28 protein-coding genes are annotated in these 23,817 nt (G+C 64.6%); 16 read left to right on the top strand and 12 right to left on the bottom strand.

What is annotated here, in order from left to right; genetic code table 11:
• Window positions 1-72: 72 nt before the first annotated feature.
• Together AC25Y4_RS09500 and AC25Y4_RS09505 are read right to left on the bottom strand one after the other, a co-directional pair.
• A complete protein-coding gene (locus tag AC25Y4_RS09500) occupies window positions 73-360 on the bottom strand; it encodes a hypothetical protein (protein WP_488120144.1) in 288 nt (95 codons plus the stop codon).
• 252 nt (window positions 361-612) lie between these two features.
• Entirely contained in the window at window positions 613-1,524 is a 912-nt protein-coding gene (locus AC25Y4_RS09505; protein ID WP_488120466.1) for an HhH-GPD family protein, read from the bottom strand.
• Window positions 1,525-1,574: 50 nt separating this feature from the next.
• Between AC25Y4_RS09505 and AC25Y4_RS09510 the strand changes: the two genes are divergently transcribed.
• Window positions 1,575-2,177 carry a nucleoside/nucleotide kinase family protein gene (locus tag AC25Y4_RS09510; RefSeq protein ID WP_488120145.1) on the top strand — a complete coding sequence of 201 codons (603 nt, stop codon included), beginning with the start codon at window positions 1,575-1,577 and terminating at the stop codon, window positions 2,175-2,177.
• Between the two features lie 110 nt (window positions 2,178-2,287).
• Here AC25Y4_RS09510 and AC25Y4_RS09515 read toward each other — a convergent pair whose 3' ends face one another.
• The 5 genes from AC25Y4_RS09515 to AC25Y4_RS09535 all read right to left on the bottom strand — a co-directional run bounded on the left by AC25Y4_RS09515 (window position 2,288) and on the right by AC25Y4_RS09535 (window position 5,942).
• Entirely contained in the window at window positions 2,288-3,286 is a 999-nt protein-coding gene (locus AC25Y4_RS09515) for a ketopantoate reductase family protein (RefSeq protein ID WP_488120146.1), read from the bottom strand.
• Window positions 3,287-3,377: 91 nt separating this feature from the next.
• Window positions 3,378-3,785 (bottom strand): VOC family protein, encoded by a 408-nt coding sequence (locus AC25Y4_RS09520; RefSeq protein WP_488120147.1) that lies wholly within the window; start codon window positions 3,783-3,785, stop codon window positions 3,378-3,380.
• A gap of 100 nt (window positions 3,786-3,885) precedes the next feature.
• On the bottom strand, window positions 3,886-4,584 hold the full coding sequence (locus tag AC25Y4_RS09525; RefSeq protein WP_488120148.1) for a helix-turn-helix transcriptional regulator: 699 nt from the start codon (window positions 4,582-4,584) through the stop codon (window positions 3,886-3,888).
• A 136-nt stretch (window positions 4,585-4,720) separates the two neighbouring features.
• Window positions 4,721-5,248 carry a GNAT family N-acetyltransferase gene (locus AC25Y4_RS09530; RefSeq protein WP_488120149.1) on the bottom strand — a complete coding sequence of 176 codons (528 nt, stop codon included), beginning with the start codon at window positions 5,246-5,248 and terminating at the stop codon, window positions 4,721-4,723.
• Window positions 5,249-5,318: 70 nt separating this feature from the next.
• A complete protein-coding gene (locus tag AC25Y4_RS09535; RefSeq protein WP_488120150.1) occupies window positions 5,319-5,942 on the bottom strand; it encodes a YdeI/OmpD-associated family protein in 624 nt (207 codons plus the stop codon).
• 221 nt (window positions 5,943-6,163) lie between these two features.
• On the opposite strand from AC25Y4_RS09535, the gene AC25Y4_RS09540 reads away from it, so the two are divergent.
• On the top strand, window positions 6,164-6,772 hold the full coding sequence (locus tag AC25Y4_RS09540; protein WP_488120151.1) for a GNAT family N-acetyltransferase: 609 nt from the start codon (window positions 6,164-6,166) through the stop codon (window positions 6,770-6,772).
• 74 nt (window positions 6,773-6,846) lie between these two features.
• On the opposite strand, the gene AC25Y4_RS09545 is transcribed toward AC25Y4_RS09540, so the two are convergent.
• A complete protein-coding gene (locus AC25Y4_RS09545; RefSeq protein ID WP_488120152.1) occupies window positions 6,847-7,539 on the bottom strand; it encodes an SDR family NAD(P)-dependent oxidoreductase in 693 nt (230 codons plus the stop codon).
• A gap of 102 nt (window positions 7,540-7,641) precedes the next feature.
• Between AC25Y4_RS09545 and AC25Y4_RS09550 the strand changes: the two genes are divergently transcribed.
• Both AC25Y4_RS09550 and AC25Y4_RS09555 read left to right on the top strand, forming a co-directional pair.
• Entirely contained in the window at window positions 7,642-8,505 is an 864-nt protein-coding gene (locus tag AC25Y4_RS09550) for a helix-turn-helix domain-containing protein (RefSeq protein WP_488120153.1), read from the top strand.
• A 168-nt stretch (window positions 8,506-8,673) separates the two neighbouring features.
• The gene (locus tag AC25Y4_RS09555) at window positions 8,674-9,030 is read left to right on the top strand and encodes a TraR/DksA family transcriptional regulator (protein ID WP_488120154.1); all 357 of its coding nucleotides are present in this window, start codon (window positions 8,674-8,676) and stop codon (window positions 9,028-9,030) included.
• On the opposite strand, the gene AC25Y4_RS09560 is transcribed toward AC25Y4_RS09555, so the two are convergent.
• Entirely contained in the window at window positions 9,027-10,478 is a 1,452-nt protein-coding gene (locus AC25Y4_RS09560; RefSeq protein ID WP_488120155.1) for a DHA2 family efflux MFS transporter permease subunit, read from the bottom strand. The genes AC25Y4_RS09555 and AC25Y4_RS09560 overlap by 4 nt on opposite strands.
• Before the next feature lie 70 nt (window positions 10,479-10,548).
• On the opposite strand from AC25Y4_RS09560, the gene AC25Y4_RS09565 reads away from it, so the two are divergent.
• From AC25Y4_RS09565 to AC25Y4_RS09585, 5 genes are read left to right on the top strand one after another with little or no spacing between them, the layout of a single operon-like run.
• Window positions 10,549-11,190 carry a TetR/AcrR family transcriptional regulator gene (locus AC25Y4_RS09565; protein ID WP_488120156.1) on the top strand — a complete coding sequence of 214 codons (642 nt, stop codon included), beginning with the start codon at window positions 10,549-10,551 and terminating at the stop codon, window positions 11,188-11,190.
• Window positions 11,187-12,239, top strand: a complete 1,053-nt coding sequence (truB, locus tag AC25Y4_RS09570; protein WP_488120157.1) for a tRNA pseudouridine(55) synthase TruB — start codon at window positions 11,187-11,189, stop codon at window positions 12,237-12,239. The genes AC25Y4_RS09565 and truB overlap by 4 nt, the downstream gene beginning before the upstream one ends.
• A complete protein-coding gene (locus tag AC25Y4_RS09575; RefSeq protein WP_488120158.1) occupies window positions 12,236-12,604 on the top strand; it encodes a hypothetical protein in 369 nt (122 codons plus the stop codon). The genes truB and AC25Y4_RS09575 overlap by 4 nt, the downstream gene beginning before the upstream one ends.
• A gap of 38 nt (window positions 12,605-12,642) precedes the next feature.
• Window positions 12,643-13,086: a hypothetical protein gene (locus AC25Y4_RS09580; RefSeq protein WP_488120159.1), complete on the top strand. Its 444-nt coding sequence runs from the start codon at window positions 12,643-12,645 to the stop codon at window positions 13,084-13,086.
• On the top strand, window positions 13,086-14,018 hold the full coding sequence (locus tag AC25Y4_RS09585; RefSeq protein ID WP_488120160.1) for a bifunctional riboflavin kinase/FAD synthetase: 933 nt from the start codon (window positions 13,086-13,088) through the stop codon (window positions 14,016-14,018). Before AC25Y4_RS09580 ends, AC25Y4_RS09585 begins: the two co-directional genes overlap by 1 nt.
• A 232-nt stretch (window positions 14,019-14,250) precedes the next feature.
• Here AC25Y4_RS09585 and AC25Y4_RS09590 read toward each other — a convergent pair whose 3' ends face one another.
• Entirely contained in the window at window positions 14,251-14,913 is a 663-nt protein-coding gene (locus tag AC25Y4_RS09590) for a maleylpyruvate isomerase family mycothiol-dependent enzyme (RefSeq protein WP_488120161.1), read from the bottom strand.
• Window positions 14,914-14,935: 22 nt separating this feature from the next.
• Here AC25Y4_RS09590 and AC25Y4_RS09595 point away from each other — a divergent pair, with 22 nt between their 5' ends.
• Both AC25Y4_RS09595 and AC25Y4_RS09600 read left to right on the top strand, forming a co-directional pair.
• Window positions 14,936-16,159: a CynX/NimT family MFS transporter gene (locus tag AC25Y4_RS09595; protein ID WP_488120162.1), complete on the top strand. Its 1,224-nt coding sequence runs from the start codon at window positions 14,936-14,938 to the stop codon at window positions 16,157-16,159.
• Window positions 16,160-16,315: 156 nt separating this feature from the next.
• Window positions 16,316-17,098: an alpha/beta fold hydrolase gene (locus AC25Y4_RS09600; protein WP_488120163.1), complete on the top strand. Its 783-nt coding sequence runs from the start codon at window positions 16,316-16,318 to the stop codon at window positions 17,096-17,098.
• A gap of 152 nt (window positions 17,099-17,250) precedes the next feature.
• Here AC25Y4_RS09600 and AC25Y4_RS09605 read toward each other — a convergent pair whose 3' ends face one another.
• Window positions 17,251-18,216 (bottom strand): ROK family protein, encoded by a 966-nt coding sequence (locus AC25Y4_RS09605; RefSeq protein WP_488120164.1) that lies wholly within the window; start codon window positions 18,214-18,216, stop codon window positions 17,251-17,253.
• Between the two features lie 9 nt (window positions 18,217-18,225).
• Window positions 18,226-18,552 carry a hypothetical protein gene (locus tag AC25Y4_RS09610; protein WP_488120165.1) on the bottom strand — a complete coding sequence of 109 codons (327 nt, stop codon included), beginning with the start codon at window positions 18,550-18,552 and terminating at the stop codon, window positions 18,226-18,228.
• Between the two features lie 70 nt (window positions 18,553-18,622).
• Between AC25Y4_RS09610 and AC25Y4_RS09615 the strand changes: the two genes are divergently transcribed.
• The 5 genes from AC25Y4_RS09615 to AC25Y4_RS09635 all read left to right on the top strand — a co-directional run bounded on the left by AC25Y4_RS09615 (window position 18,623) and on the right by AC25Y4_RS09635 (window position 23,719).
• Window positions 18,623-19,081 carry a bleomycin resistance protein gene (locus AC25Y4_RS09615; protein WP_488120166.1) on the top strand — a complete coding sequence of 153 codons (459 nt, stop codon included), beginning with the start codon at window positions 18,623-18,625 and terminating at the stop codon, window positions 19,079-19,081.
• 207 nt (window positions 19,082-19,288) lie between these two features.
• The gene (locus AC25Y4_RS09620) at window positions 19,289-20,254 is read left to right on the top strand and encodes a sugar-binding transcriptional regulator (RefSeq protein ID WP_488120167.1); all 966 of its coding nucleotides are present in this window, start codon (window positions 19,289-19,291) and stop codon (window positions 20,252-20,254) included.
• On the top strand, window positions 20,251-21,255 hold the full coding sequence (deoC, locus tag AC25Y4_RS09625; RefSeq protein WP_488120168.1) for a deoxyribose-phosphate aldolase: 1,005 nt from the start codon (window positions 20,251-20,253) through the stop codon (window positions 21,253-21,255). Before AC25Y4_RS09620 ends, deoC begins: the two co-directional genes overlap by 4 nt.
• A gap of 11 nt (window positions 21,256-21,266) precedes the next feature.
• Window positions 21,267-22,859, top strand: a complete 1,593-nt coding sequence (locus AC25Y4_RS09630; RefSeq protein ID WP_488120169.1) for an aldehyde dehydrogenase family protein — start codon at window positions 21,267-21,269, stop codon at window positions 22,857-22,859.
• A complete protein-coding gene (locus AC25Y4_RS09635) occupies window positions 22,856-23,719 on the top strand; it encodes an aldehyde dehydrogenase family protein (RefSeq protein ID WP_488120170.1) in 864 nt (287 codons plus the stop codon). The genes AC25Y4_RS09630 and AC25Y4_RS09635 overlap by 4 nt, the downstream gene beginning before the upstream one ends.
• The last annotated feature ends 98 nt before the right edge of the window (window positions 23,720-23,817 follow it).

Below are 23,817 nucleotides of genomic sequence, written 5' to 3' on the forward strand. Positions count from 1 at the left end.
GTCGATGTCAAGCGGCAGGAGGCACTGAGCTTCCTGCCGCTTTTTCGAACCTGACAGCGCCGGTGGCGATGGCTAGCGCCTTCGCCTCGTCGCTGTGCCGACCACCGTGGCGATGGTTGTGACGGATGCGCCGACGAATACTGTGGCCGCCGCAACCATGACGATGAACGCCTGCATGTCGTCGAATTGCAGCGCAGAAATGATCCGGGGGCTTCTGGCCCCCATGAAGACTCCGCCGAAGACCAGAAGAACGACCAGGCCGGTGAGCGTGGCCAGCACCTCTTCCCACGCCTTACCCATTGCGGGCACCAGGCCGGTTGTCATGGTGCGGACGGTCATCATGGTTTGCACTGTTGCCACGGGATGGACTATCGGCACCAAGCGCCACAGCACAAGATGTTTGGGGTGCACACGTTCTACATTGAATGTGGTTCACATCGGCCCTTCGGGTTGGCGCGATCATTGCGCACACCATGAAGGTCAGCGCATTGCCATGATTATGACGGCAGTGCAAGGTTGGGCGCTAGACCCAAAATGTCGACGAACCTCGTGCCGAGTGCCGACGAACCTATGCCGCAGAATCTTGGGCTGACGAACCTAGGGCTGAAGAACCTAGTGCGGAAGCACGTATCCACCCGTCGGCGCAGGGACCGCGAGTCCGTCGCTGATCAGCCCGGCAAGGGCGCGGGCGCGCTGCACGTCGTCTGGCCAGAGCCCATCGATCTCGGCATCCGTCACAGGCCTGTGGGTGGAACGGAGCTCAGCCATGATCAGGCCGCGCACCTGCCTGTCACTGCCCTCGAACTTCTTCTGGATGGCCTTTCGCGGGCCGTCGTAGGTCGGGTAGCCAGCCGCACGCCACGCGCAGCTGTTCGCGATGGGGCACGCGTCGCAGGCCGGTGATTTCGCGGTGCACACGATGGCGCCGAGCTCCATGATTCCAGCGTTGAATGCGGCGGCCGCATTCCGGTCGGCGGGGAGCAGCGCGCTCATCATCTCGAGGTCCCTGGTGCGCGACGGCGGGGCGGGCTCTGCCTGGCCGCTCACCGCCCGGGCCATGACCCGCCTGGTATTGGTGTCAACAACCGGATGCCGGTGCCCATAGGCAAAAACGGCAACGGCGCGGGCCGTGTAGTCGCCGACACCGGTCAGTGCCAGCAGGTCATCGACATCGTGTGGCACGATCCCGCCGTGGCGTTCGGTGATCTCAACGGCCGCAGCGTGCAGCCAGAGTGCGCGGCGCGGGTAGCCGAGGCTAGCCCAGGCGCGCACAGCGGCGCCCGGCGGTTCAGCGGCCAGCGCGGCAGGAGTCGGCCATCGGGTGAGCCACTCCTCGAGTCGGGGGATGACCCTGCTGACCGGCGTCTGCTGCAGCATGAACTCACTCACCAGGGTGCCCCAGGCCGTGAAGCCGTCACGGCGCCAGGGGAGGTCGCGCGCGTTGTCCCTGAACCAGGCGATGATGCCGGGTGCGATGGGGGAGGAGCCGGGGGCGGCCGCATCAATGGTGGGGGAAGGGGCCATGCCAGCGGGGTTGGATATGCCTTTCATCATCTCTAACCTAGGCTCGATTCATGAAGCTCGTTTCCACGCCCCGCGTCGAGTTCCTCCGCGCACTGTCCACGGAGATCCTGCACAACTACGGCAGGGGTCGCAGCATCGTCGCTGTCGATGGGGCAGCTGGCTCCGGTCGCACTGCATTTGCCGATGACCTGGCCGAGGTTTTCGAAGAACGAGAGCACCCTGTCTTCAGGGCCTCGATGACGTATTTCCAGCGCTCGCGCGAGGAACAGGACAGATTTGGCGGGGCCTCAGCTGAGCGCACCTATCGCTACGGGCACGACTATGCGACATTTCGCCGGGTGCTGACCGAACCATTCCGGATGGGCGTGACCACGAGTTTCGTCACGCAGTCGTTCGACCCTGACCGTGACACCTGGATCGAACCGACCTGGCAGACGGCCCCACTCGACGCGACGCTGATCGTTGACGGCGACTTCATGCTCCGGCGCGAGCTTCGCGATCTCTGGGCGTACAGCATCCGCGTCGACAGCGGGGCAGAGACCGAGGCTGACGAACTGTATCTGGCCGAGGTGAACCCGGATGCCCTGGCCAACGCCCTCGTTGACAACGCGGATCCCGCCGCACCGCGTCGCCTGTTCCGCGACAGCTGCTGACAGCACGTGCGGTCAGCGTGCCTGCTCTGCGTGCTGCTGGCTGAGAGCGGATGCCTGCTCACTGAGAGCGGATGCCTGTGGGGAACGCCCGCTCACTCAGCGCCTGCCCGCTAGAGCGACCTGTACCGACGAACCACCTCAGTCGGGGAGAGTGACTCCCCAGCCTGCTCAACCTCGTGCACCATCGCGGTGATCAGTGCGTTGACCGGTGCCTGCATGCCCGCCCGCCTGGCCTCTTGCACGACAGCCCCGTTCAGGAAATCGATCTCGGTTAGCTGGCCGCGGCGCAGGCTCTGCTGGGTTGAGCCGAGGTTCGGCACATCGCCCATGCGCTTGCGCATGAGGAGCGGCACGATCTGGCCCGCCCAGAGCGGACTGCGCGAAAACGTTCGCAGCGACCTGTCGCTGAGTGACTGGATAGAGCCGAAGTGCACGCCATTCGCCATCCCCACCCGCACAGCCTCTCGCATGCTGGCCGTCATCACCCGCCGTAGTTCGCGGTTGTCGACCACGTCCTGCACGCTCATGCCGGTGATCGCCGGGATGCCGTTCAGCATGTTGACGATCAGCTTCGTCCACTGCGCGCCGACGAAATTGCCGATCGCGATGGTGGGAACGGCGGCGGAAAGCACGCCTGCCCAATGTTGGGTGGCGGCATCCGCTGGCCCTGTCCCGCGCCCGATGTAGGTCGGGGCGGCCGTCGTGACGCGAACCACGCCGGGCTCGGTGTAGTTGGCGGCGATGATGACCAGGGCGCCGAAGCAGTCGGAGTCCGGCAGCAGCGCCTTGGCGGTGGCAACGCCGGCCAGCCCGTTCTGCACGACGACGACGGGTGCGGTGCCGAGCGCGGCGGCATTAGCCTCGATTGCCGCCGCCGCGTCCTGCGCTTTCGTGCACACCAGTGCGAGGTCGGGCGTCTCCGTCAACGTTTCAACGGCGAGAGGATGGCCGTGCGTCTCGCCGTATTCGCCCGTGAGACGGATGCCGTCGGCCCGGATTGCGGCCAGGCTGGCTCCACGTGCTGTGACGGTGACCTGGTGGCCGGCCCGCTCGAGAAGGGTGGCGAATGTACCGCCAAGCGCTCCCGCGCCGATCACAGCAATTCGCATGCGTCCAGCCTAGGTTGCCGATGGTTCTCCACCGCGCCATCTCGAGCGGGGCGCCCCGTGGGCATCGGTTGCGGCCACAGGGCGTCTGAAACTACCGTGCGAATGTCGCGAACTTCTCAATCGCTGCGGCAGTGACCGGGGTGAAGAGGTTGATCAAATTCCCGTCAGGGTCGCGGAATAGCAAGGAGCGGTTGCCCCACGGCATGGTCGTAGGTTCGTTCACGAACGTGGTGATCCAGTTCTGCAGTTGCTGGAATTCCTGGTCGACGTCGTCCACGAGAAACTCGATGATCGCCGTGTGGTTGTCGGCCGGCCGTGCCGACCCAGGCCCGAAGAGCCCGACGGTAGCGGTGCTGCCTATCGCGACCGTTGCGGAGGGGGTGCGCACTTCGGCGAAGTGCTCATTCAGGTGCACTGCCGTACCGCCGGTGACGTGCTCATAGAAGCTGGCCAGCGCGGGGACGTCGTCGGTGATGAGGCGGATGGAGACGAGGTTCATGAGGGTTCCGTTTCTGCCGGATGAATGCCGGCACGTCCCATGCTGGAGGACGCCGGCGACAACCCCCTGTCGGTGTTTAGCGCGAGAAACTTTCGTGATGTCACATCAGATGCAGTTGCCTGATGTCGCCGTAGGGGATGTCGAGATCCTCCGTCCGGAGCGTCCTCGCTGCGGGGTTCTCTGCCGTCGCAACGCTCGACAGGATGCGGTCTGTTCGCAATGCTCGGATTCCGTCACGAAGACGACACCAGCCGATCAGGTACCAGTTCGTCGGCGTTCCGACATAGCCGAGGGGCTCGACCTCCCGCGACGTGATGACACCGTCTTTGTCTTGGTAGCTGATCCTGAGCACGCGCCCGGCGGAGAGCGCGTCTGCGATCAGAGAAGGGATCGGTGAAAGAGCCGAAGCTGAGCCGAGCAGATGCACTCGCGATGCGAGGTCGCGGGCGGCGTCGGCGTCGGTCTCCTGCATGGCAGCGACCAACTTGCGGAGAGCGGTTTGCGCTGCCTGCTGGAACGGGGAACCGGCCAGGCTTTCGAGCGCGACGGCCATCGCGACGGCCTCTGGCGGGGTGAAATTGATCGGCGGCAGCGTCTTCTGGCGATCAAGGCAATATCCGCCGGTTCGGCCGGGCTCTGCCCAGATCGGTGTGCCAGCTTGCTGAAGGGCGCTGATGTCACGCTCGACAGTCCGCAGGCTCACCTCGAACCGGTCAGCGAGCCACCGACCGCTGCGGGGGCGAGGGGCGACGACACGCAACTCCTCCACGAGTGCGTACAAACGGTCAGTTCGATTCATCGAACGGGAGGGGTGGCGAACGCACTACGAAGCGCTCCGGTGTCGGTAACTGCATTTCGCATGCGTCCAGCCTAGGTTGCCGATGGTTCTGTCCCGACGCAAGTGGAGCACCACCGAGTCGGCTGCGATTCAGGCATCAGCGCGGACCCTCCTCCCGGAGCGCAGCCAAGTCATACGACCACGCGTTTACCCTGATCGGATTCCCTTTGGGGTACTCGAAGTCCTCCTCAGACCGGAAGTCAAAGCCGACAGATCTGCAGAGCGAGTTCGACGCCGCGTTGTCGATTCGAGGGAACGCGAGCACGTCCTGCCGGTCGCCGAAGTCCGCCGCGTGTTGTAGACACGCCCGCAGAGCCAGAGACGCATACCCGTGTCCCTGGTAGCGGGTCGCGATGCTCCATCCGGATTCGTAGACGTCCACGTTTGCCCACGTCGTTTTCCAATATCCGACGGACCCGACTGGCTCGTCCTCGGAGTCGGCCCTGATCGTGAACATGCAGGCTTCACCCTCGTCCCACATACGAAGGAACTTCGCCTGACGTTTCAGAAGCTGCTCCTGGGATTCAGGACCGCCGAGGAACGTGGTCATCTGAGGGGTGTTGCTGCGCTGCAACACCGGCAAATCATCGGCCGCCCATGGCCGCAACTCAACAAGACTATTCATGGCTCGAACATAGTCGGTGGCACCGACATAGACGGGTTGCCGGGGAATCGAAGCAGATGCGCCTCGTGCCCTATTTGTCGTATTTCCAGAATCGACGCTTACCTTCAGCGATCCATTCCAGGGCTTCATCTATTCGCCGTTGTCGCGTGGCGGCCGTCTTTGCACTTTCAAGCCAAATGATATATTCCTTGCGGAATGAGGCTGATTGGTTCTCGAAGACTTGCTTGGCAGCGACGTTTGTCGACAGTGCGTCTAAGAAGAATGCAGGAGTTTCTATTGGTGTGCTGTTCGGTGCAGCTTTAGCTGTCTTATCGAGCTTGACGCCCCTGTCATTCAGATCCACCGCTTGCTTGATAAAGCCTGCGAGTTCTTCGTCCGAAGGCAGGTCGGACAGACTTGTGATTCTGCTCATGAATCGCTGGCCCGGCTTTACCTTTTTGCCGCCCGCGAACCGGGGATCCGTCATGAATTCAGACTTTATGAATGTGAGTGAACAGTGGCTTTTAGCTGATTCCAGGACGCACATAAAATCACCTTTGTAGTCAAAATGTGGGTTAGCCCACTTGATTGACTCCACCACGTCGGGGCAGTGCTTGTGTATCTGCTCTCGAAGATGAATAAGAATTGGCCTGGCAAACTCCTCGGACGTTTCGATGTATTCCGTGACTTTTGGGTCAGTATTCGTGAGTGGCATTTTGGCTATTCTCCTTGGGGTCTGTGATTCCGAAAGGTAGCAGTGCGACCTCACCCCATAGGTCGAACGGCACGACGCGAAATCGACACCGTCTCGAAGAACTCGGTAAAGGGGATCCCCAGGTCAGCGTCTCCGCCGTAGCTGCGGCCACGCGCGCAGGCTCATGCCAGTGAATCCCATGAATCCCACTGTGTCTGAGGCCCACATGCCACTATGGAGGCGTGCCTGAGATTCGCAGATATCGAGCGTCCGATCGTTCCGCTGTCGCCGAGATCTGCCTGAAAACGGGCGACTCTGGGACCGATGCAACGGGCATGCACGTCAGCGACGACCTGCTCGCCGACATTTTCGTACTTCCATACGTCGAGCTCGAGCCTGAACTTGCGTTCGTCGTCGACACGGGCGCACGAGTCGACGGCTACATCGTCGCAACGGCGAACACAGGCGCGTTCATCGAGCGTTATCGCACCGAGTGGTTGCCCGGATTCGCTGCGAAGTACGCCCGAGCGGTGCCGCTGGCGACAGCACCGCTCGATATCGTCGGGATGGGCATGCAGCCGGATCGGATGATGATCCCCGAACTGGACGAGTACCCCGCACATCTGCATATCGACCTGCTTCCGGAACTGCAGGGGCAGGGATTCGGTCGGCAGCTGATCCGCACCCTGCTCGCCGAGCTTCGCGAACGTGGCGTCCCAGGAGTCCACCTAGATGTGTCGCCAGGAAATACCGGCGCGCAAGCGTTCTATCAGCGGCTCGGCTTTCGCTCGCTCCGGTCGGATGCTGGCGCAGGCGGCCTGCTCGGTATTCACACCGACACTGTCATCTAGGTATAAAGACCCCAACGGTCTCTGACATGAGACTGGGCCGGCGTGCCCAGAACGTATGGACGTTGACTCAATCGTTAGAAGGGGACGACGCCGGAGCGATCGATGAACGTTCCTGTCGGGCCGCTGCCGCCACGGGTGGCCAGCTCAACGATCGCGTCGGTTCCTTCCTGCACGGTCTGCGTACCGGTGCTGCCGTTGAAATCGGTCGCGGTGTAGCCGGGATCGGCGGCATTGATGCGCATCTCCGGGAGCGCTTTGGCGTACTGCATGGTGAGCATCGTGACGGCGGACTTCGAGGATGTGTAGAGCGGGGCGGTGAACTTCGCGTAAATCCACTCGGGATCATTCACGAAAGCAAATGATCCCAAGCCGCTGGTCACATTGACGATGGTGGGCGCACTCGAGGCGCGAAGGATGGGAACGAAAGCAGCAGTCATGCGGACGATGCCAACGACGTTGGTGCCGTAGACCGCTAAGGCGTCGGCTGCCGTCAGGTCCGCGGCTGTCTTGAGGGGGCCAGAGATGCCAGCGTTGTTGATCAAAACATCGAGGCCACCGGCATCCGCGATTGTCTTCGCGGCGCTGCTGACGGATGTATCGCTCGTCACATCGAGCTGTACGAACCGGCCGCCGAGGGCATCCGCTGCCTGTTGGCCGCGCACCTCGTCGCGCGCGCCCATCCATACTTCGTGCCCGGCCTCGATGAGGCGGCGAGCGGTTTCATAGCCGAGGCCCTTGTTGGCTCCGGTGATCAGTGTTGTTGTCATGCTTCGAGTTTGTAGCGGCGACGATCCGGTTGTCGTGGCCCGGGTGAACAGGTGGACTGGGAGTACCACGCAGGATGCTGCAGGCACTGTCAGACTGACTCCATGCAGGATCCACACAGTGACCTCGGCGCGCTCCTCCGCTCGTGGCGCGACCGTTTATCGCCCATCGATGTGGGGTTTCCCGCCGACGACGCCCGGCGAGCGGCGGGCCTACGGCGCGAAGAGCTGGCAGCCCTTGCCGGCTTGAGCGTCGACTACATCGTGCGCCTCGAGCAGGGACGATCCCGGCGGCCGTCCGCCCAGGTCGCAGCGGCGCTCGCCCGTGCGCTCCAGCTCAACAACGCCGAGCGAGATCACCTCTTTGTCATCGCCGGCCTCCTTCCACCGTCGCCGGGCGACGTGCCATCGCACATCCCGCCCGGTGTGCAGCGCCTGGTTGCCCGCCTCGGGGAGATTCCGGTGGCGGTGTTCACCGCCTCATGGGACCTCGTGACTTGGAGTCCGCTCTGGGCGGCGCTTCTCGGCGAGCCCGTTCGTTCCGGAACGGGGCGGCCGAATCTCTTGCGGTCGCGTTTCACGGGGACAGCACTGGGAGACAGCGGGAGAATCGTCAGCCGGTCGATCAGTATCGACGCCTTTGAAGCATCTCTCGTGGGCGACCTCCGCCGGGTGCACGGACGATACCCCGGCGATCGCGCGGTGAAGGCGTTGGTCAACGAGCTGCTGGCGTCGAGCGAAAGGTTCCGGGAACTGTGGGAGTGCGGGGTCGTGGGCGAGCACCAGTCGGAGCGAAAAGTGGTGCACAGTGACGTTGTCGGGGATCTTGAGCTCGATTGCGACGTGCTGAGCGTCGCAGGCACCGACCTGCGGATAGTCGCGTACACGGCCGCCACCGGATCCGAGGCCGCCGACAAGCTCGACTTCTTGCGCGTGTCTGCCGTGACTGCGGCCGTTCGCGCAGACTGACGACGAGTGCGGCGGGACTAGCGGAGCCGAGAGCAGATAACGTCTACGTGCGATGAGCTGCGCGACCCGAAGCAGCGGGTAGAGAAGTCGCCAAGGCTGTTGCGGTGCCGCTCGGTGCTCTCACGGCCACGCCGGGCAGGTGTCAGGCGGCGTGCCTAGAGTGGAGGCATGGACGTTGACGAGCGGATGCGCGCGGTCCTGGATAATCTGCGCGAGGAGGCGACCACGAGGCTCACCTCCATAACGGCGATGCTTGCTACCCTCACCCACGACAGGGAGGGCGCGAACGATGACGACGAGCATGATCCAGACGGGGCGCCGCTGTCGGCGGAGTGGTCGCGGCTGACGGGGCTCTCTGATGCCGCCCGGTTAGAGCTGCAACAGGTCGACGATGCCATCGCGCGCCTGGAAGCCGGCACCTACGGGCGGTGCGCGAGTTGCGGAAACCCGATTCCAGTCGAGCGGCTCAAGGTGCGGCCGTTCGCCGAATTCTGTGTCCCGTGTGCTGAGCGGCTGGGGCGCTAGACAGCGGCATCAGCCAGGGGACGCGCGGCGCTCTCCTCGCTCAAGGCTCTCGCCGCAACGATCCGCTGAGCCACGCGCTTGGACGGCATGAACAGGGCGATGACGGCTGCCACCGCAAGTACGGCGCTGCCAACGAAGACGGCGGGAATCGCAGCGTCGACGTAGCCGGTGGGGGTGAGTTCCCCGCCTGCACCGGTGAACACCGCGGTGAGAACGGCAACACCGAGCGCGACCCCGATCTCGCGCAGCGTTGAGTTGGTGCCGGATGCCTTGGCATGATCTGCCGGAGCCATGTTCACCAGTACCGCAGTCGAGCTCGGCGCAAAGACGAGGCCCATTCCGATTCCGGCCAGGATGAAGCCGGGCAACAATTCGGTGTATTCCACCGTCGCCGACATTGTGGTCGCCAACCAGAACATCGCGACTGTCAGGAACGACAGCCCGATCACCAGCGGCAGCCGGGTGCCGGTTCGCGGGCTGAGGAAACCGGTCAGCGGGGCGATGACCATCGGTGCGAGGGTCCACGGCATGGTCATGAGGCCGGCTTCAAGAGGTGAGTGCCCCTGAACAACCTGCAGGAACTGAATCAGGATGAAGATCGAGCCGAAGATGCCGAAGCTGAACGTGACACCCACGAGGTTCGCGACGGTGAAGCTGCGGTCCCGAAAGAGGCGGAGCGGAAGCAGGGGAGCGCTTGCTCGCGACTCCCACACCACGAATGCGACCAGCAGTATGGCGCCCCCGATGAGTGCCGTGAGTACCTCGCCGCTTGCCCAGCCGGCTTCGTTGCCGCGCACGATGCCGTAGACCAGCCCGAAGACGGCGACACCGGCCAGAAGCAGTCCAATCACGTCGGCGCGCACCCGTGCTCCAAAACTGTTCGGCAGGGCGAACAGCACCAGCGGAACGGAGATGATGCCGAGCGGCACGTTCAGCCAGAAGATGGCCTGCCAATTCCACCCTTCAACGACGGCGCCGCCGACGAGTGGGCCGAGAGCGACACCAAGACCGGCAATGCCACCCCAGATACCGATCGCCGCCGGGCGAAGCCGATCACTGACCGAGCCGACCAGCAACGTCAGCGACAGCGGCATGAGCGCAGCGGCTCCGACACCCTGCAGCGCGCGGGCGCCGATGAGCATCCAGGGTTCGACGGCGAGGGCGCTGAGCGCCGATGCAACGGTGAAGACACCGATGCCGACCAGGAACACGCTGCGGCGGCCGAAACGATCACCGAGGGCGACAGCCATGAGCATGAAGGTGGCAAAGCTCAGCGAGTAGGCATTCATGACCCATTGCAGCTCTTCAATGGATGCTGACAGGTCGCGCGAGATGACGGGGAGCGCGCTCGTGACCACGAGGTTGTCGAGGGTGGCCATGAACATCGGCAGGGCGGATGCGACCACGGCGAGCCAAATAGGCACGCGTCTGGCGGACTGGGGAGACATCGGGGATCCTTCGTTGTAATTGAATGATTACAAGATGCCACGCTAGTAATCGACTGATAACATGTCAAGTGTGAGTGAGACAAAAGTTGAGAAATCCGCGGGCACGGAGCGAATTCCCGCCGTCCAGCGCCGCGAACAAATCCTTGGCGCCGCCAGCCAGGTGTTCGGGGAGCGCGGCTATTCCGGCGCGACAACCGACCAGGTGGCGCAGGCTGCAGGCATCAGCCAGCCATACGTCGTGCGGATGTTCGGCACCAAGGAGAACCTGTTCGTCGAGGTGCTTGAGCGTGCGCTGGGGAAGCTGACTAGCGCCTTCCGTGCAGCATTGGCCGAACCGACCCCGACCGATGAAACCCGCAACGACGTCTTGGTAGCGCGCCTCGCGGCAACCTATGTCGACCTGATCGAAGATCGCGGCATCCTGCTCTCACTCATGCAGGCGTTCATCTCCGGTCACGAGCCTGTGATCGGCGCCAGGGCACGCTCCGGGTTCCTCTCCATCTATCGCCTGCTGCGCGACGAGGCAGGGTTTGACCCGGAAGCGACCATGGAATTCCTGGCGCAGGGCATGATGTTCAACACGCTCCTGGCGCTTCGGCTCCCCGATATGTTCAATGACGACGACACCGCGAACGAACTGATGCGCGCGACGTTCCGCACCAAGCTCGACCTCGTGATGGGTGTCGCCTGCGAACCGGAGGGCCGTGCATGAGAACTCACAAACAGCAACAACGATCAACGCCGCGCGTACAGTCGACCGCCAGCGGAATCGTGCTGATTGACAAGACCCAGGGCTGGACGAGCCATGACGCCGTCGCCCGCACCCGCCGCCTGGCCAACACGCGCAAGGTCGGCCACGCCGGCACGCTCGACCCCATGGCGACCGGGCTCCTGATCCTCGGCATCAACTCGTCGACCAGGCTGCTCACCTACATTGTCGGGCTCGACAAGGAATACCTCGCCACAATCAGGCTCGGCGCATCCACCACAACGGATGACGCCGAAGGTGAGTTGCTGGAGAGCGCGGCTCCCGGCGCTATGGCCGCGATCGGCACTGACGCCATCCACGCTGAGATTGCGACGCTCACCGGCGACATCGAACAGGCGCCGAGCTCTGTCAGCGCGATCAAGGTCGATGGCAAGCGCGCGTACGCACTCGTCCGGGCCGGCGAAGACGTTCAGCTGCCCAAGCGCCCGGTCACGGTCAGTGCCTTCGAGGTGCTGTCATCGACCAGCGTCGACGGCTTCCTCGACCTGGAGGTGCGGGTCGTTTGTTCGTCTGGCACCTACATCAGGGCGCTCGCCCGCGACCTTGGTGCAGCGCTCGGCGTTGGGGGACACCTCACCGCCCTCCGGCGCACCCGCATCGGCCCGTTCCACGTCGCCGATGCACCGACCCTGGACGATCTGGACGTGTCCACAGCCCTCATCCCTCCGGCAGAGGCAGCCACCCTGCTCTTCCCGCGGCTGGACCTCACCGACGAACAGACGATCGACCTCGGCCACGGCAAGCGCATCGAACTGGATGCCGCGTTGCCTGCATCCGCTCCCATCGCCGCGCTCGCGCCTGACGGGCGCCTCGTCGGGCTCATTGAGCGCAAGGGCTCTACGTCCAGAGTCCTGGTGAACTTCCCGCCAGACGAAGCAAGCGCGCCAGCCGAGCCGAGCACGCCACCCGAGGCGAGTACCCCAGCCGAGCCGAGCGCTCACACTGACCCACCAACCACCACCACCACGACAACAGAGGTATCCGCAGAATGATCGAATGGTTCACCTGGGCCCAGTTCGCCATCGCCGGCGCAGCCGGAGTGCTGTGCGTCGTCCTTGGCCTGATCGGGCGAAAGCCCACCGACCTGACCATGGGTGCAACGCTTCTCGTTGAGGTGCTGCTCATCGTGCAGTTGGTCATTGCCCTGGTGGCGCCAGCCGTTGGGAATGCTCCCACCGGTAGCCCTCTCGAGTTCTACGTGTACCTGATCAGTGCCATCCTGCTGCCGATCGCGGCCGGGTTCTGGGCGCTGATCGAACGCAACAGGTGGAGCACCGTTATTCTGGGGGTCGCTTGCCTGTCGGTGGGCGTCATGCTCTACCGGATGCTGCAGATTTGGACTGTGCAGGCCGCCTGATTTGTGGCGCATCCCGATACTGAGATAATTACAAGGCGATGACTGAACTGAAGACTGAATTAGGCGCCCCGTCAACTCGAGCGACGGGCATTGGCCGACTCCTGATTGCGGTGTACGGCATCCTGGCGCTGGCCGCCACCGGGCGTTCTGTCGTACAGATCATCGCCAAATTCGATGAGGCTCCGCTCGCGTATTCGCTCTCAGCGCTGGCTGCTGTCGTCTACATCCTCGCCACTGTCGCGTTGATCGCCCGCGGGGGTGTCTGGTACCGGATCGCCTGGATCACCATCGGATTCGAACTGCTTGGCGTTCTCGTGGTCGGCACCCTCAGCCTCGTTGACCCAGCGCTCTTCCCGCACGACACCGTGTGGTCGGTCTTCGGCCGTGGTTACCTCTTCATCCCACTGGTCCTGCCCATCCTCGGCATGTGGTGGCTGGCCAAGCACCCGCTGCCAGGTCGAACGAAGCGTTCGACGCTCTGATGCAGATCTTCAACGGAATCGAAGACATCCCGGCAGACTGGCCAGCATCCGCGATCAGCATCGGGAAATTCGACGGCGTTCACGCTGGCCACCGCGCGGTTATCGGCGAGCTCAAAGCGCTTGCCGACCGTGATGGACTGGCATCCGTTGCTGTGACGTTCGACCGTAACCCGCTTGCGGTGTTGGCGCCGCACGCGTGCCCGAAGTCCCTGGTGAGCACCGATCAGAAGCTCGATCTGCTGGCCGAGACCGGCCTCGATGCGACCGTGGTTCTCGCCTTCACCGCGGATTTCGCCGCGCTGCCCCCGCGCGAGTTCATTGAGAGCATCATCGTGCGATCGCTGCACGCCACACACGTACTGGTCGGGTCTGATTTTCGCTTCGGAGGGAAGGGCGCCGGCGACGTCGCCCTGCTTCAGCACCTCGGCACCGAGTACGGCTACACGGTGCACCTCATCGATGATGTGAAGCCTGATTCGACGCGCAGGGTGTCGTCGACATGGATTCGCGAACTACTGGCCAACGGGGATGTGCGTGCGGCGAGCACCCTTCTCGGCCACCTTCCGACGGTGCGCGGCGTTGTCGTTCACGGTGCAGCCCGCGGCCGCGATCTGGGCTACCCGACGGCCAACCTCTCACCGGAGTCTGAGGGCCTCATTCCCGAAGACGGTGTGTATGCCGGCTGGCTGACGGATGCCGGCATCCGCTACCCGGCAGCGATTTCCGTTGGCAACAACCCAACTTTTGAGGGTGTTCCGCACAAACAGGTCGAGGCATACGTACTCGATGAAGACATCGATCTCTACGACCACGTGGTCGACGTGTCGTTCGTAGACCGTATCCGCGGCATGGTCGCATTCACCGGCATCGACCCGCTGATCGCGCAGATGGCCGACGACGTTGACAAGGTGCGCGCAGTCCTCTCCGCGTAGCTCCCGTCGCTGGTGCGGAGGCCGCTCGCGGTCGTCGTGAAACCCGCAGGTCGTTCCGGCACGCAGCGCGGCTCGTTCGGGTCTCGAGACTTTTGTGCATAACTCCTGCACTTTGCCCGTATCCCGCTGTGAAGCGCCAGTTCCGGCTCCTCTCGCCGAATCTGCAGGAGTTATGCACTCGGTACGGGCGAGATAGGGGCTTGCAGGCTCGCACCTTCCTCGACCAGCGGACTCAATGAATGGGGAGCGGTCCTTTTTCGCGCCCGAACAAGAACACCAGGTGCTGCTGGGCCGTGCGCTCCAGGGTGGCGCCGGTGCCAACGCTCCAGCCGGCATCCGTTGCGACCAGCGTGCGAGTGCGGAGGACGGCCTTGATCTCGGTGGGGGTGATGAGGCTACGCCTGAGTGCCACGGCACCGGATGCTGCGGGAGCGACTCTCAGCGTGATGCCGAGTGGCTCTGCCAGGTCGATGCCGTGCACGACGGCCTCGGTGAGTTCACCGATGCCGGTGCGACCACGGCCGGCAGCTTTGTCGGCGGCGATGCCACGGATGCGGGCGATCAGCTCAGCCGGCTCTGCCTCTGCCGCGCGACGGCTGAGATCGTCGATGGCTTTGTTCGGGTTCACGTGGTGCCCGACGTAGGCACGGATGCCGCTGCCGAGCATTGTCCGCGTTGAGCTGCCGGTGCGCCACACGAGGTGGCCGGCGACATCCCGTACTCGCCAGCCGTCGCAGAGACTCGGCGTCTCCCACTGCTCAGGCGTCAGCCCGGACAGGATGTCGGCAATGGCCCCGAGCGTGGCGGCGGTGTGCCCGCACCAGTTCGAGTTCACCCGTGATTCGTCGCTGTGCGCGCGGAGGCTCAGCGGAAGATAGTTGGCGAAATTGGCCATGGCATCAGCCTAGACTTCATCAGTGATCGAAAAACCTGCCCGCGCTCTCTGGGCAGGTCGAACACTTGCGCTGCTCGGCATTCTGCTTGTCGCTGCAAATCTTCGTACCGCTGTCACAGCGCTGTCGCCGATCGTGTCGGAGATTAACGTCGATGTGCCGTTGAGCACAACCGCAGTCGCCGTTCTCGGCATGCTGCCGCCGGTCTGCTTCGCGTTCTTCGGCATTTTCACGCCCGTGCTCGCTCGAAAGTTCGGGCTTGAGAAGGTTCTGATCGTCGCCCTCTGCGCGATCATGCTCGGGCACCTCCTCAGGGGACTGACCGAGTCATTGGCTGTGCTGCTGATCGGCAGCATCATCACCTTCGCCGGAATGGGTGCCGGAAACGTGCTGCTGCCACCGTTGGTGAAGAAATACTTCCCCGACAGGGTCGGCCTGCTCACGTCCCTCTATGCCACGGTGCTTGCCTTCAGCACTCTCGTGCCACCGCTCGTCGCCGTTCCGGTCGCTGAGTCGGCCGGGTGGCGTGTATCCCTCGGCCTCTGGTCGGTGCTCGCTCTCGTGGCACTCGTGCCGTGGATCGCGATGATCACCAAGCGTCGCGCGTCCCCTGAGCAGGCGACGGCCATCGATGAGGCCGAGCCACAGATACTCGGGAAGATCTGGCACTCGTCCATCGCCTGGGCGATCGCCATCGTTTTCGCCGCATCCTCTCTCAACGCCTACGCGATGTTCGCCTGGCTGCCGGAGCTGTTGATGCAGAGCGCGGGGGTGAGCGCGGCGCAGGCCGGGACGCTGCTGTCGCTCTATGCCGCGATGGGCATTCCCTGCTCGCTGATCATTCCGATTCTCACCGCGCGCATCCGCAACGTTGGCATTCTGGTCTACACGGGTGCGCTGTGTTTCGTGCTGGGATACCTCGGGCTGATGCTCGCGCCAGAATCGCTCACGTGGCTCTGGGTCCTCTTCGCGGGACTGGGTCCGATGCTCTTCCCGCTGGTGCTCGTTCTCATCAACCTGCGTACGCGCACGCATGACGGCGCAGTGGCACTGAGCGGCTTCGCCCAGAGCGTCGGATACACCATCGGGGCGCTCGGCCCGCTGGCCGTCGGCATCCTGCACGAACTGACGGGTGGCTGGACCTGGCCGCTCGTCGTGCTCATCGTCACCGCCCTTGTCGTGGCCATCGCCGGCGCCGTCATCTCGCGCCCGCACATGCTGGAAGACGAACTGCGCATCCCGAGTTAAGGCATCCGCTCTCCCCGTCGATTGAGGAGCGAGCCCCAGCGAGCGTCTCGAAATCCCTCTCGTCGCTCTCTGAACTTTGCCGCGTGAGCCCCCAAGCGCATCGACCCTGAGTACCCTGTGCCTCAGGCGCACGGGCGCCGGGTGGGAGCAAGAAGCATGGAAACCGTTCATTCGGCCGACGGCACGGCCATCGCATTCGACCGATCCGGCAGCGGCTTGCCGCTCGTGATCATTGGCGGTGCATTCAACACACGGATGTCGGCGAGTGGCCTGGCCGCATTGCTGAGCGACAGATTCACGGTCTATTGCTACGACAGGCGAGGGCGCGGCGACAGCGGCGGCACACGCGACGCCGGCGACTACGACATCGAGTGGGAAGTTCAGGATCTGGCCGCAATCCTGGCGGCCACGGGCGGTGACGCGTTCGTCTACGGGCACTCATCGGGCGGAGCCATCGCGCTCGAGAGTTCGGCGCGAGGAGCGGCCATGCAGAAGCTGGCCGTCTACGAGCCGCCGTATGCCGGCCAGGACGGACCGACAGCCGAGGCTGCCGAGAAGCTTCGCTCCCTGGTTGAGAATGGCCACCGCGACGAGGCCGCGGCGGAGTTCATGGCGCTGGTCGGCATGCCGCCGCAGATGATCGACCAGGTGAAGCAGTCGCCGTACTTCCCGTCGATGGCTGCCATGGCGCACACGCTTCCCTACGACGTGGCCCTCGGCAATGGGGGAGTGGCGCCGACCGACCGGTTGGAGAAGGTCACCGTGCCCACTCTTGCGATCGCGGGCGAAGCGAGTCCAGCCTGGGCGGGCAATGCCGCGCGCACCATCGCGCAGTATGTTCCGGAGGCGACCTACGTCATCCTGCAGGGCCAGGACCACAATGTGTCAGATGACGTGCTGGCCCCGGTGCTGGCCCAGTGGTTCGGCCAGGAGGTTTAGGCACCTGCCTCGGCAGTCGGCGTGCGCATCCGCATCGGCAGTCTGCTGCCGTGTCTCGAATACAGGATGAATCGGCGGATTGTCACCGAAAACAGGAAGAATCGGCCGGTTTTAGACCGCGCATCCTGTATCCGCGTCGCGCAGCCGTTGACCTATACGAGCGCTGCGCGATGAATCAGCGCCGCGGCCCCGATGAGCGGGCCTTCGCCTGAGAGCGACGACGGTACTACCTCCACGCGACGCGCGAACTCGAATTCCGTTCGCCGCTCGATCGCCTCCCGGATGAAGTCGAACAGGTCGGGCGTCACGTGTGAGAAGCCGCCGCCAATGGCCACCCGATCGAGGTCGACCAGGTTGGTCGCTGACGAGATGGCCTGGCCGATGGCCGTGCCGCTCCGCCGAACAGCCGCGCGGGCGATCTCGTCACCAGCCGCGTAGGCCGCCGCGAGGTCTTCGCCGGTGTGACCAGCCCAACCCTGACGCTTGGCCCAGGCGACCGTATTCGGGCCGGATGCGACGGCTTCGAGGCAGCCGCGGCCCCCGCACGCGCACGCATCGTCGAAGCCGCCCACCTCGACGTGTCCGATGTGCCCGGCGTTGCCGCTCGGGCCAGCGACAGTCTGGCCGTTCAGGATGAGTCCACCGCCGATGCCCGTAGAGATCACCATGCCCATGAGGTTCTGAACGCCGATGCCGGCGCCCACCCAGTGCTCGGCGAGCGTGATGCAGAGGCCGTCCATGCGGAGGCGCACCGTGGTCTCCGGTGCCAGCTCCTGCACCAGGTCGCGCAGCGGGTAGCCGCGCCAGACGGGAAGGTTGAGGGGTGAGACCGCACCGGTGGCCACGGTGATCGGGCCGGCGGTGCCGATGCCGATCCCGGCGAGTGTCGCATTGGCCGGCAGCGCACTGAGCGCGCTCCTGACAACGGATGCCACGCTCGCAGCCAGGTCGGCGCTCGACGCTGCAGGGCCGGTTGCCGCGCGCGCCCGGGTTCCCGGAAGCAGCGCACCAGTGTCATCGACGAGGGCGGACTCGACCTTGGTGCCACCGAGATCGATGGCAATGGCGAGCGCGCCACGGGTTGTCGCTGGCTGCTGTGCTGGGGCTTCGGTCTGCATCCCCAGAGTTTAGGGCGTGGTCGGCGGCGACGTGTTTGCGTGTAGCTCCGCAAACATCCGCTCTCGATACGGCGTCTCAGGGTAGTCATTCGGATCCATCCCGAGAAGCCAGGTCAGCCCTTTCAATCCGCGGTCGTCGCGGCCGACGAGTGCGATTGCGATGAGTACGCCTGCAGCTGCCGATTCTTTCGCCCAGGCATGCACCTCGCTGAAGGTGGCGTCTGTCACGTCGACTGTGCGGATCGATCGGGAGGGTCCGGTGGCGAAATACACCCGAAAGGTTGATTCCCACATTTCCCAGGTGCTGTCTCGTTCGTCTACGTCCTCGATGTGCATGTCCCCATGGTCATGCACGTGCGTGGAAAGCACCACCTTCGTTGTCGGCCCTGCTTGCCATACTGAGGGAATGACATCCTCCCCTGCAGAGCAGCCGACGCCATTTCCGAGGCTCGTGCCCGAACTGACCGTCACGGATCTCGCCGTGAGCCTCGGGTTCTGGGTGACGCTCTGCGGCTTCGAGGTGCTCTACGACCGCCCGGAGGAAGGGTTCTCGTATCTCCACATGGGCACGGCGCACGTCATGCTCGATCAGATGAACCTCGGTCGCACCTGGGCAACAGGGCCACTCGAGGGGCCGCTCGGCCGCGGAGTCAACTTTGAGATTTCACTGCCAGAAGGCATCGACCCCATTGTTGATCGGCTGGCAGCGGCGAACTGGCCGCTGTTCATGGATCCGGAGATCAAGCGCTACAAAGCCGGAGACACGACCACGGACGTGTCCCAGTTCCTGGTGCAGGACCCAGACGGCTACCTGCTTCGATTCTCGTCGCGTGTCACTAACCCTGCCCGCTGGCCGCTGAACTGAGCCGTGGCGACTCTCGGTGCAACCGAGCGATCTCTGCCCAATGAGTCCTATGGATGTCACGAGTGCCGGGCGCGGGCTGCTGATTCACATTCGTTCTTCGGCGCGCTGCTCATATGAGCAACTACGCCCACACGTGTTGATCGAGTCGGCTATGCCATCTACGCTGGAACGAGTGCTGAGCGATGTCAGCAGGATGGAGGCCCCGGCATGAGTGAAACCGACGAGTTGCTGTCTATCCGTGCGGCCGAGCTGTACTACGAAGAGAACAAGACCCAGGACGAGATCGGGTCGATCCTTCGCCTCACCCGCTGGAAAGTGGGTCGGCTGCTCGCCCAGGCCAAGGCCAGCGGATTCATCCGGATCGAGATCGTGCACCCGCGCGCCCGGCGCCTGCCCGTCGAACGTCGCCTCCGCGAGGTGACAGGACTCACGGATGCCATCGTCGTCTCCTCTGCCGGAGTTGCAAGCGACGAAGAGCTGCAATCCCGCACCGCCCAGGCAGCGGCCGACTACCTCACCAGCCTCCGCCCGATCCCGCGCACGCTCGGACTCAGCTGGGGCCGCACCCTCCACGACGTCTCGCTGCATCTCAAGCAGGGATGGGCGCCCGGCGTCAATGTCGTGCAGATCAATGGCGGCGTCAGCCTCAACAAGCGAGCGGGCACCGCTGCAACGACAGCGGTCACCATCGCGCAGAAGGCCATGGGCGCTGCAACGCTGTTGCCGAGCCCCGCAATCCTCGAGCGCCTCGACACCAAGCGCGCCATCGAGTCTGACCGCGCCGTCGCGGCCGTCCTCGACATGGCCGCCGGCGCATCCGCTTACCTGTACAGCGCCGGCCAAGCCGACGAGAACTCCGCCCTGGTCGACAGCGGCTACCTCACCGCAGAGCAGGTGAGCGAGCTGGTGCGGAAGGGCGCCGTCGGCGACATCGTCGGCCGCTACATCGACAGCAACGGCAACATCGTCGACCCCGAGCTCGATGAGCGCACACTCGGCATCCAACTTGAGCAGCTGCGCCGCGCGAAAACGGCCATCGCCGTGATCTCCGGCCGCAGCAAGCACGCCGTCGCCAGGGCAATCGTGGGCAGCGGCCTGTGCACGGTGCTCGTGACAGACGAAGAGACCGCGAACGCTATTTTGAACGACCACAACCGCAAGGACAACTCATGACAAGCAGTCAACTGGCCACCAGGGAGCGCACTCTGACGCTTCTCGGCGGTGAGGCAACGGATGCGAACCTGCGCCGCTACCTGCACGGCATCCCCGGAATCGACGCCGTCGGCCTCGAACAGCGCGCGGCCGCCCTCGGCACCCGCTCGATCAAGACCACCTCGAAGAAGTGGGCGATCGACACGATCATCCGCCTGATCGACCTCACCACCCTCGAAGGCGCAGACACCCCAGGCAAGGTGCGCTCGCTCGTCGGCAAGGCGCTCATGCCAGACCCGACAGACCCGAGCTGCCCGCGCGTCGCCGCGGTCTGCGTCTACGGCGACATGGTGCCGTACGCCGTCGAGGCACTCGGCGCCTCCCACTCGGCCGGCAAGGACGACGGCATCAACGTCGCCGCCGTGGCCACCGCCTTCCCAAGCGGCCGTGCGTCGCTCGCCATCAAGCTGGCAGACACAGCGGATGCCGTCGCGTCAGGCGCCGACGAAATCGACATGGTCATCGACCGTGGCGCATTCCTGTCCGGCCGCTACGGCGAGGTCTTCGACCAGATCGTCGCTGTCAAGGAAGCCTGCAAGCGCGCCGACGGCAGCTACGCCCACCTCAAGGTCATCCTCGAGACCGGCGAGCTGAACACCTACGACAACGTGCGCCGCGCCTCCTGGCTGGCCATCATCGCCGGCGGAGACTTCATCAAGACCTCGACGGGCAAGGTCGCTCCGGCCGCCACGCTCCCGGTCACGCTGTCGATGCTCGAGGTCGTCCGTGACTGGCACCGCCTCACCGGCGAGAAGATCGGCGTGAAGCCGGCCGGCGGCATCCGCACAGCCAAGGATGCGACCAAGTACCTCGTCACGGTCGCCGAGACCGTCGGTGAAGAGTGGCTCCAGCCGCACCTGTTCCGATTCGGTGCATCGAGCCTGCTGAACGACGTGTTGCTGCAGCGCCAGAAGCTGTCGACCGGCCACTACTCCGGCCCCGACTACGTGACGATTGACTAAGGACCTCTGACATGAACTTTCTCGAATACGCTCCGGCGCCCGAGTCGCAGGCGGTCCTGAATCTCCGCAGCGACTACGGCCTCTTCATCAACGGTGACTTCGTCGCCGGTCGCGGCACGCCGTTCTCCACCATCTCTCCCGCCACCGAGAAGCAGATCGCAATGATCAGCAACGCGAATGCAGCGGATGTCGACACCGCGGTCGCCGCCGCCCGTCGTGCCCACGATAACGTCTGGTCCAAGCTCTCCGGCAGCGACCGCGGCAAGTACCTGTTCCGCATCGCACGCCTCGTGCAGGAACGCGCCCGCGAACTGGCCGTGGCCGAAAGCCTCGACAACGGCAAGCCGATCAAGGAGAGCCGCGACGTCGACGTGCCCCTCGTCGCCGCCTGGTTCTTCTACTACGCAGGCTGGGCAGACAAGCTCGATCACGCCGGCCTCGGCCCGAACCCGGCGTCGCTCGGTGTCGCAGCCCAGGTCATCCCGTGGAACTTCCCGCTGCTCATGCTGGCGTGGAAGATCGCCCCGGCCTTGGCCGCCGGCAACACCGTCGTGCTGAAGCCCGCCGAAACCACTCCTCTCACCGCGTTGCTGTTCGCGGAGATCTGCCAGCAGGCAGGCCTCCCCGACGGCGTCGTGAATATCATCACCGGGGCCGGCGACACCGGCGAACTGCTCGTCAACCACCCCGACGTGAACAAGGTCGCCTTCACCGGCTCGACCGCCGTCGGCCGCGCCATCGCGCGCTCGGTTGCCGGCACCGACAAGAAGCTCACCCTCGAGCTCGGTGGCAAGGCAGCGAACATCGTGTTCGACGACGCACCCATTGACCAGGCCATCGAGGGCATCGTCAACGGAATCTTCTTCAACCAGGGCCACGTGTGCTGCGCAGGCAGCCGCCTCCTGGTGCAGGAGTCCATCCACGACGAGGTCGTCGACCGCCTGAAAGAGCGGATGTCCACCCTCCGCCTCGGCGACCCGCTCGACAAGAACACCGACATCGGTGCCATCAACAGCCGCGAGCAGTTGCAGCGCATCACAGAGCTCTCCAACATCGGCGAGCAGGAAGGTGCGGAGCGCTGGAGTCCAGACTGCGCGATTCCGGAGAACGGCTTCTGGTTCGCGCCGACGATCTTCACGAACGTGTCGACCAGTCACCGCATCGCCAGGGACGAGATCTTCGGTCCCGTGCTCTCCGTGCTCACCTTCCGTACCCCGGCCGAGGCCATCGCCAAGGCGAACAACACCCCGTACGGCCTGTCAGCCGGCATCTGGTCAGACAAGGGCAGCCGCATCCTGGCCGTCGCCGACAAGCTGCGCGCCGGGGTCATCTGGGCGAACACGTTCAACCGCTTCGACCCGGCCAGCCCGTTCGGCGGCTACAAGGAGTCCGGCTACGGACGCGAGGGCGGCCGTCAGGGCCTGACCGCGTACCTGAAGCCGGCATCCGCTCGCCCGTCGATGGTCGCAGAGCAGGCAGCTGCCCTCGACAGTGCTGCCGGCACCGCGCCGAAGGCCGTCACCGAGTCGACTGGCGCTGCGTCGACCAACGCCGCGACCGCCGCACCTAAGAAGTCTCCCGCAGGAAAGAAGGCCGCCAAGTGACCCGCCTCGCCGTTCCCAAGACGTACAAGCTCTACATCGGCGGAAAGTTCCCGCGCAGCGAGTCTGGCCGTGTGTACGAGATCACCAGCCGTTCAGGCGAATTCCTCGCCAACGCAGCGCTGGCGTCCCGCAAGGATGCCCGCGATGCCGTCGTCGCCGCGCGCTCAGCCGTCAGCGGCTGGTCGAACAGCACCGCGTACAACCGCGGGCAGGTGCTGTACCGCATCGCCGAGCTGCTCGAAGGCCGTCGCGCCCAGTTCATCGACGAGATCATGCACTCGGAGGGCGTCACAGCGCAGATGGCCGCCGACCAGGTCGACGCCGCCATCGACCGCTGGGTCTGGTACGCCGGCTGGGCCGACAAGTACGTGCAGGTCACGGGCAATGCGAACCCGGTGTCCGGCCCGTACTTCAACCTGTCGGTTCCAGAGCCCACGGGTGTTGTCGCCATCGTCGCCCCTCAGGGCGCAGGTTCACTCCTCGGCCTGGTCAGCGTCGTCGCACCGGCACTCGTCGCCGGTAACACCGTCGTCGTGATCGCCAACGAGACGATGCCGCTCTCGGCCATCAGCCTCTCCGAGGTGCTCGCCACCAGCGACGTGCCAGGGGGAGTCGTCAACGTACTCACCGGTTCACCGGCCGAAATCGCTCCGTGGCTCGCCAGCCACGCCGACGTCAACGCCCTCGACCTCACTGGCGCAGGGGCTCTCGACTGGGTCGACCTGCAGATTGCGGCGGCCGACACGCTCAAGCGAGTGATCACCCCGGAGAACGGACCGGATGCCGCCGCTCCCTCCCTCGACAGGATCGTCGGCCTCACCGAGACCAAGACGGTCTGGCACACCAAGGCGCTGATCTAGGGCCTCACGAGCACAACGACGCTTTTGTAGCGCGCCCGTTCTGGCGCGTCGCCCCCGCTACAGCGGGCGCGACGCGCCAGAACTGTAGCGGCGACTGC

Source organism: Leifsonia sp. Y878, from assembly GCF_057669685.1.

Excerpts from the sequence above, each read along its gene's own strand:
- AC25Y4_RS09525 (WP_488120148.1), bottom strand. The coding sequence starts at position 4,584 with ATGAATCGAACTGACCGTTTGTACGCACTCGTGGAGGAGTTGCGTGTC.
- AC25Y4_RS09575 (WP_488120158.1), top strand. The coding sequence starts at position 12,236 with ATGATCGAATGGTTCACCTGGGCCCAGTTCGCCATCGCCGGCGCAGCC.
- AC25Y4_RS09615 (WP_488120166.1), top strand. The coding sequence starts at position 18,623 with ATGACATCCTCCCCTGCAGAGCAGCCGACGCCATTTCCGAGGCTCGTG.
- AC25Y4_RS09560 (WP_488120155.1), bottom strand. The coding sequence starts at position 10,478 with ATGTCTCCCCAGTCCGCCAGACGCGTGCCTATTTGGCTCGCCGTGGTC.
- AC25Y4_RS09580 (WP_488120159.1), top strand. The coding sequence starts at position 12,643 with ATGACTGAACTGAAGACTGAATTAGGCGCCCCGTCAACTCGAGCGACG.
- AC25Y4_RS09530 (WP_488120149.1), bottom strand. The coding sequence starts at position 5,248 with ATGAATAGTCTTGTTGAGTTGCGGCCATGGGCGGCCGATGATTTGCCG.
- AC25Y4_RS09505 (WP_488120466.1), bottom strand. The coding sequence starts at position 1,524 with ATGGCCCCTTCCCCCACCATTGATGCGGCCGCCCCCGGCTCCTCCCCC.
- AC25Y4_RS09620 (WP_488120167.1), top strand. The coding sequence starts at position 19,289 with ATGAGTGAAACCGACGAGTTGCTGTCTATCCGTGCGGCCGAGCTGTAC.
- AC25Y4_RS09585 (WP_488120160.1), top strand. The coding sequence starts at position 13,086 with ATGCAGATCTTCAACGGAATCGAAGACATCCCGGCAGACTGGCCAGCA.
- AC25Y4_RS09520 (WP_488120147.1), bottom strand. The coding sequence starts at position 3,785 with ATGAACCTCGTCTCCATCCGCCTCATCACCGACGACGTCCCCGCGCTG.
- AC25Y4_RS09545 (WP_488120152.1), bottom strand. The coding sequence starts at position 7,539 with ATGACAACAACACTGATCACCGGAGCCAACAAGGGCCTCGGCTATGAA.
- AC25Y4_RS09515 (WP_488120146.1), bottom strand. The coding sequence starts at position 3,286 with ATGCGAATTGCTGTGATCGGCGCGGGAGCGCTTGGCGGTACATTCGCC.
- AC25Y4_RS09590 (WP_488120161.1), bottom strand. The coding sequence starts at position 14,913 with ATGGCCAATTTCGCCAACTATCTTCCGCTGAGCCTCCGCGCGCACAGC.
- AC25Y4_RS09510 (WP_488120145.1), top strand. The coding sequence starts at position 1,575 with ATGAAGCTCGTTTCCACGCCCCGCGTCGAGTTCCTCCGCGCACTGTCC.
- truB (WP_488120157.1), top strand. The coding sequence starts at position 11,187 with ATGAGAACTCACAAACAGCAACAACGATCAACGCCGCGCGTACAGTCG.
- AC25Y4_RS09630 (WP_488120169.1), top strand. The coding sequence starts at position 21,267 with ATGAACTTTCTCGAATACGCTCCGGCGCCCGAGTCGCAGGCGGTCCTG.
- AC25Y4_RS09610 (WP_488120165.1), bottom strand. The coding sequence starts at position 18,552 with ATGCACATCGAGGACGTAGACGAACGAGACAGCACCTGGGAAATGTGG.
- AC25Y4_RS09600 (WP_488120163.1), top strand. The coding sequence starts at position 16,316 with ATGGAAACCGTTCATTCGGCCGACGGCACGGCCATCGCATTCGACCGA.
- deoC (WP_488120168.1), top strand. The coding sequence starts at position 20,251 with ATGACAAGCAGTCAACTGGCCACCAGGGAGCGCACTCTGACGCTTCTC.
- AC25Y4_RS09555 (WP_488120154.1), top strand. The coding sequence starts at position 8,674 with ATGGACGTTGACGAGCGGATGCGCGCGGTCCTGGATAATCTGCGCGAG.
- AC25Y4_RS09535 (WP_488120150.1), bottom strand. The coding sequence starts at position 5,942 with ATGCCACTCACGAATACTGACCCAAAAGTCACGGAATACATCGAAACG.
- AC25Y4_RS09550 (WP_488120153.1), top strand. The coding sequence starts at position 7,642 with ATGCAGGATCCACACAGTGACCTCGGCGCGCTCCTCCGCTCGTGGCGC.
- AC25Y4_RS09605 (WP_488120164.1), bottom strand. The coding sequence starts at position 18,216 with ATGCAGACCGAAGCCCCAGCACAGCAGCCAGCGACAACCCGTGGCGCG.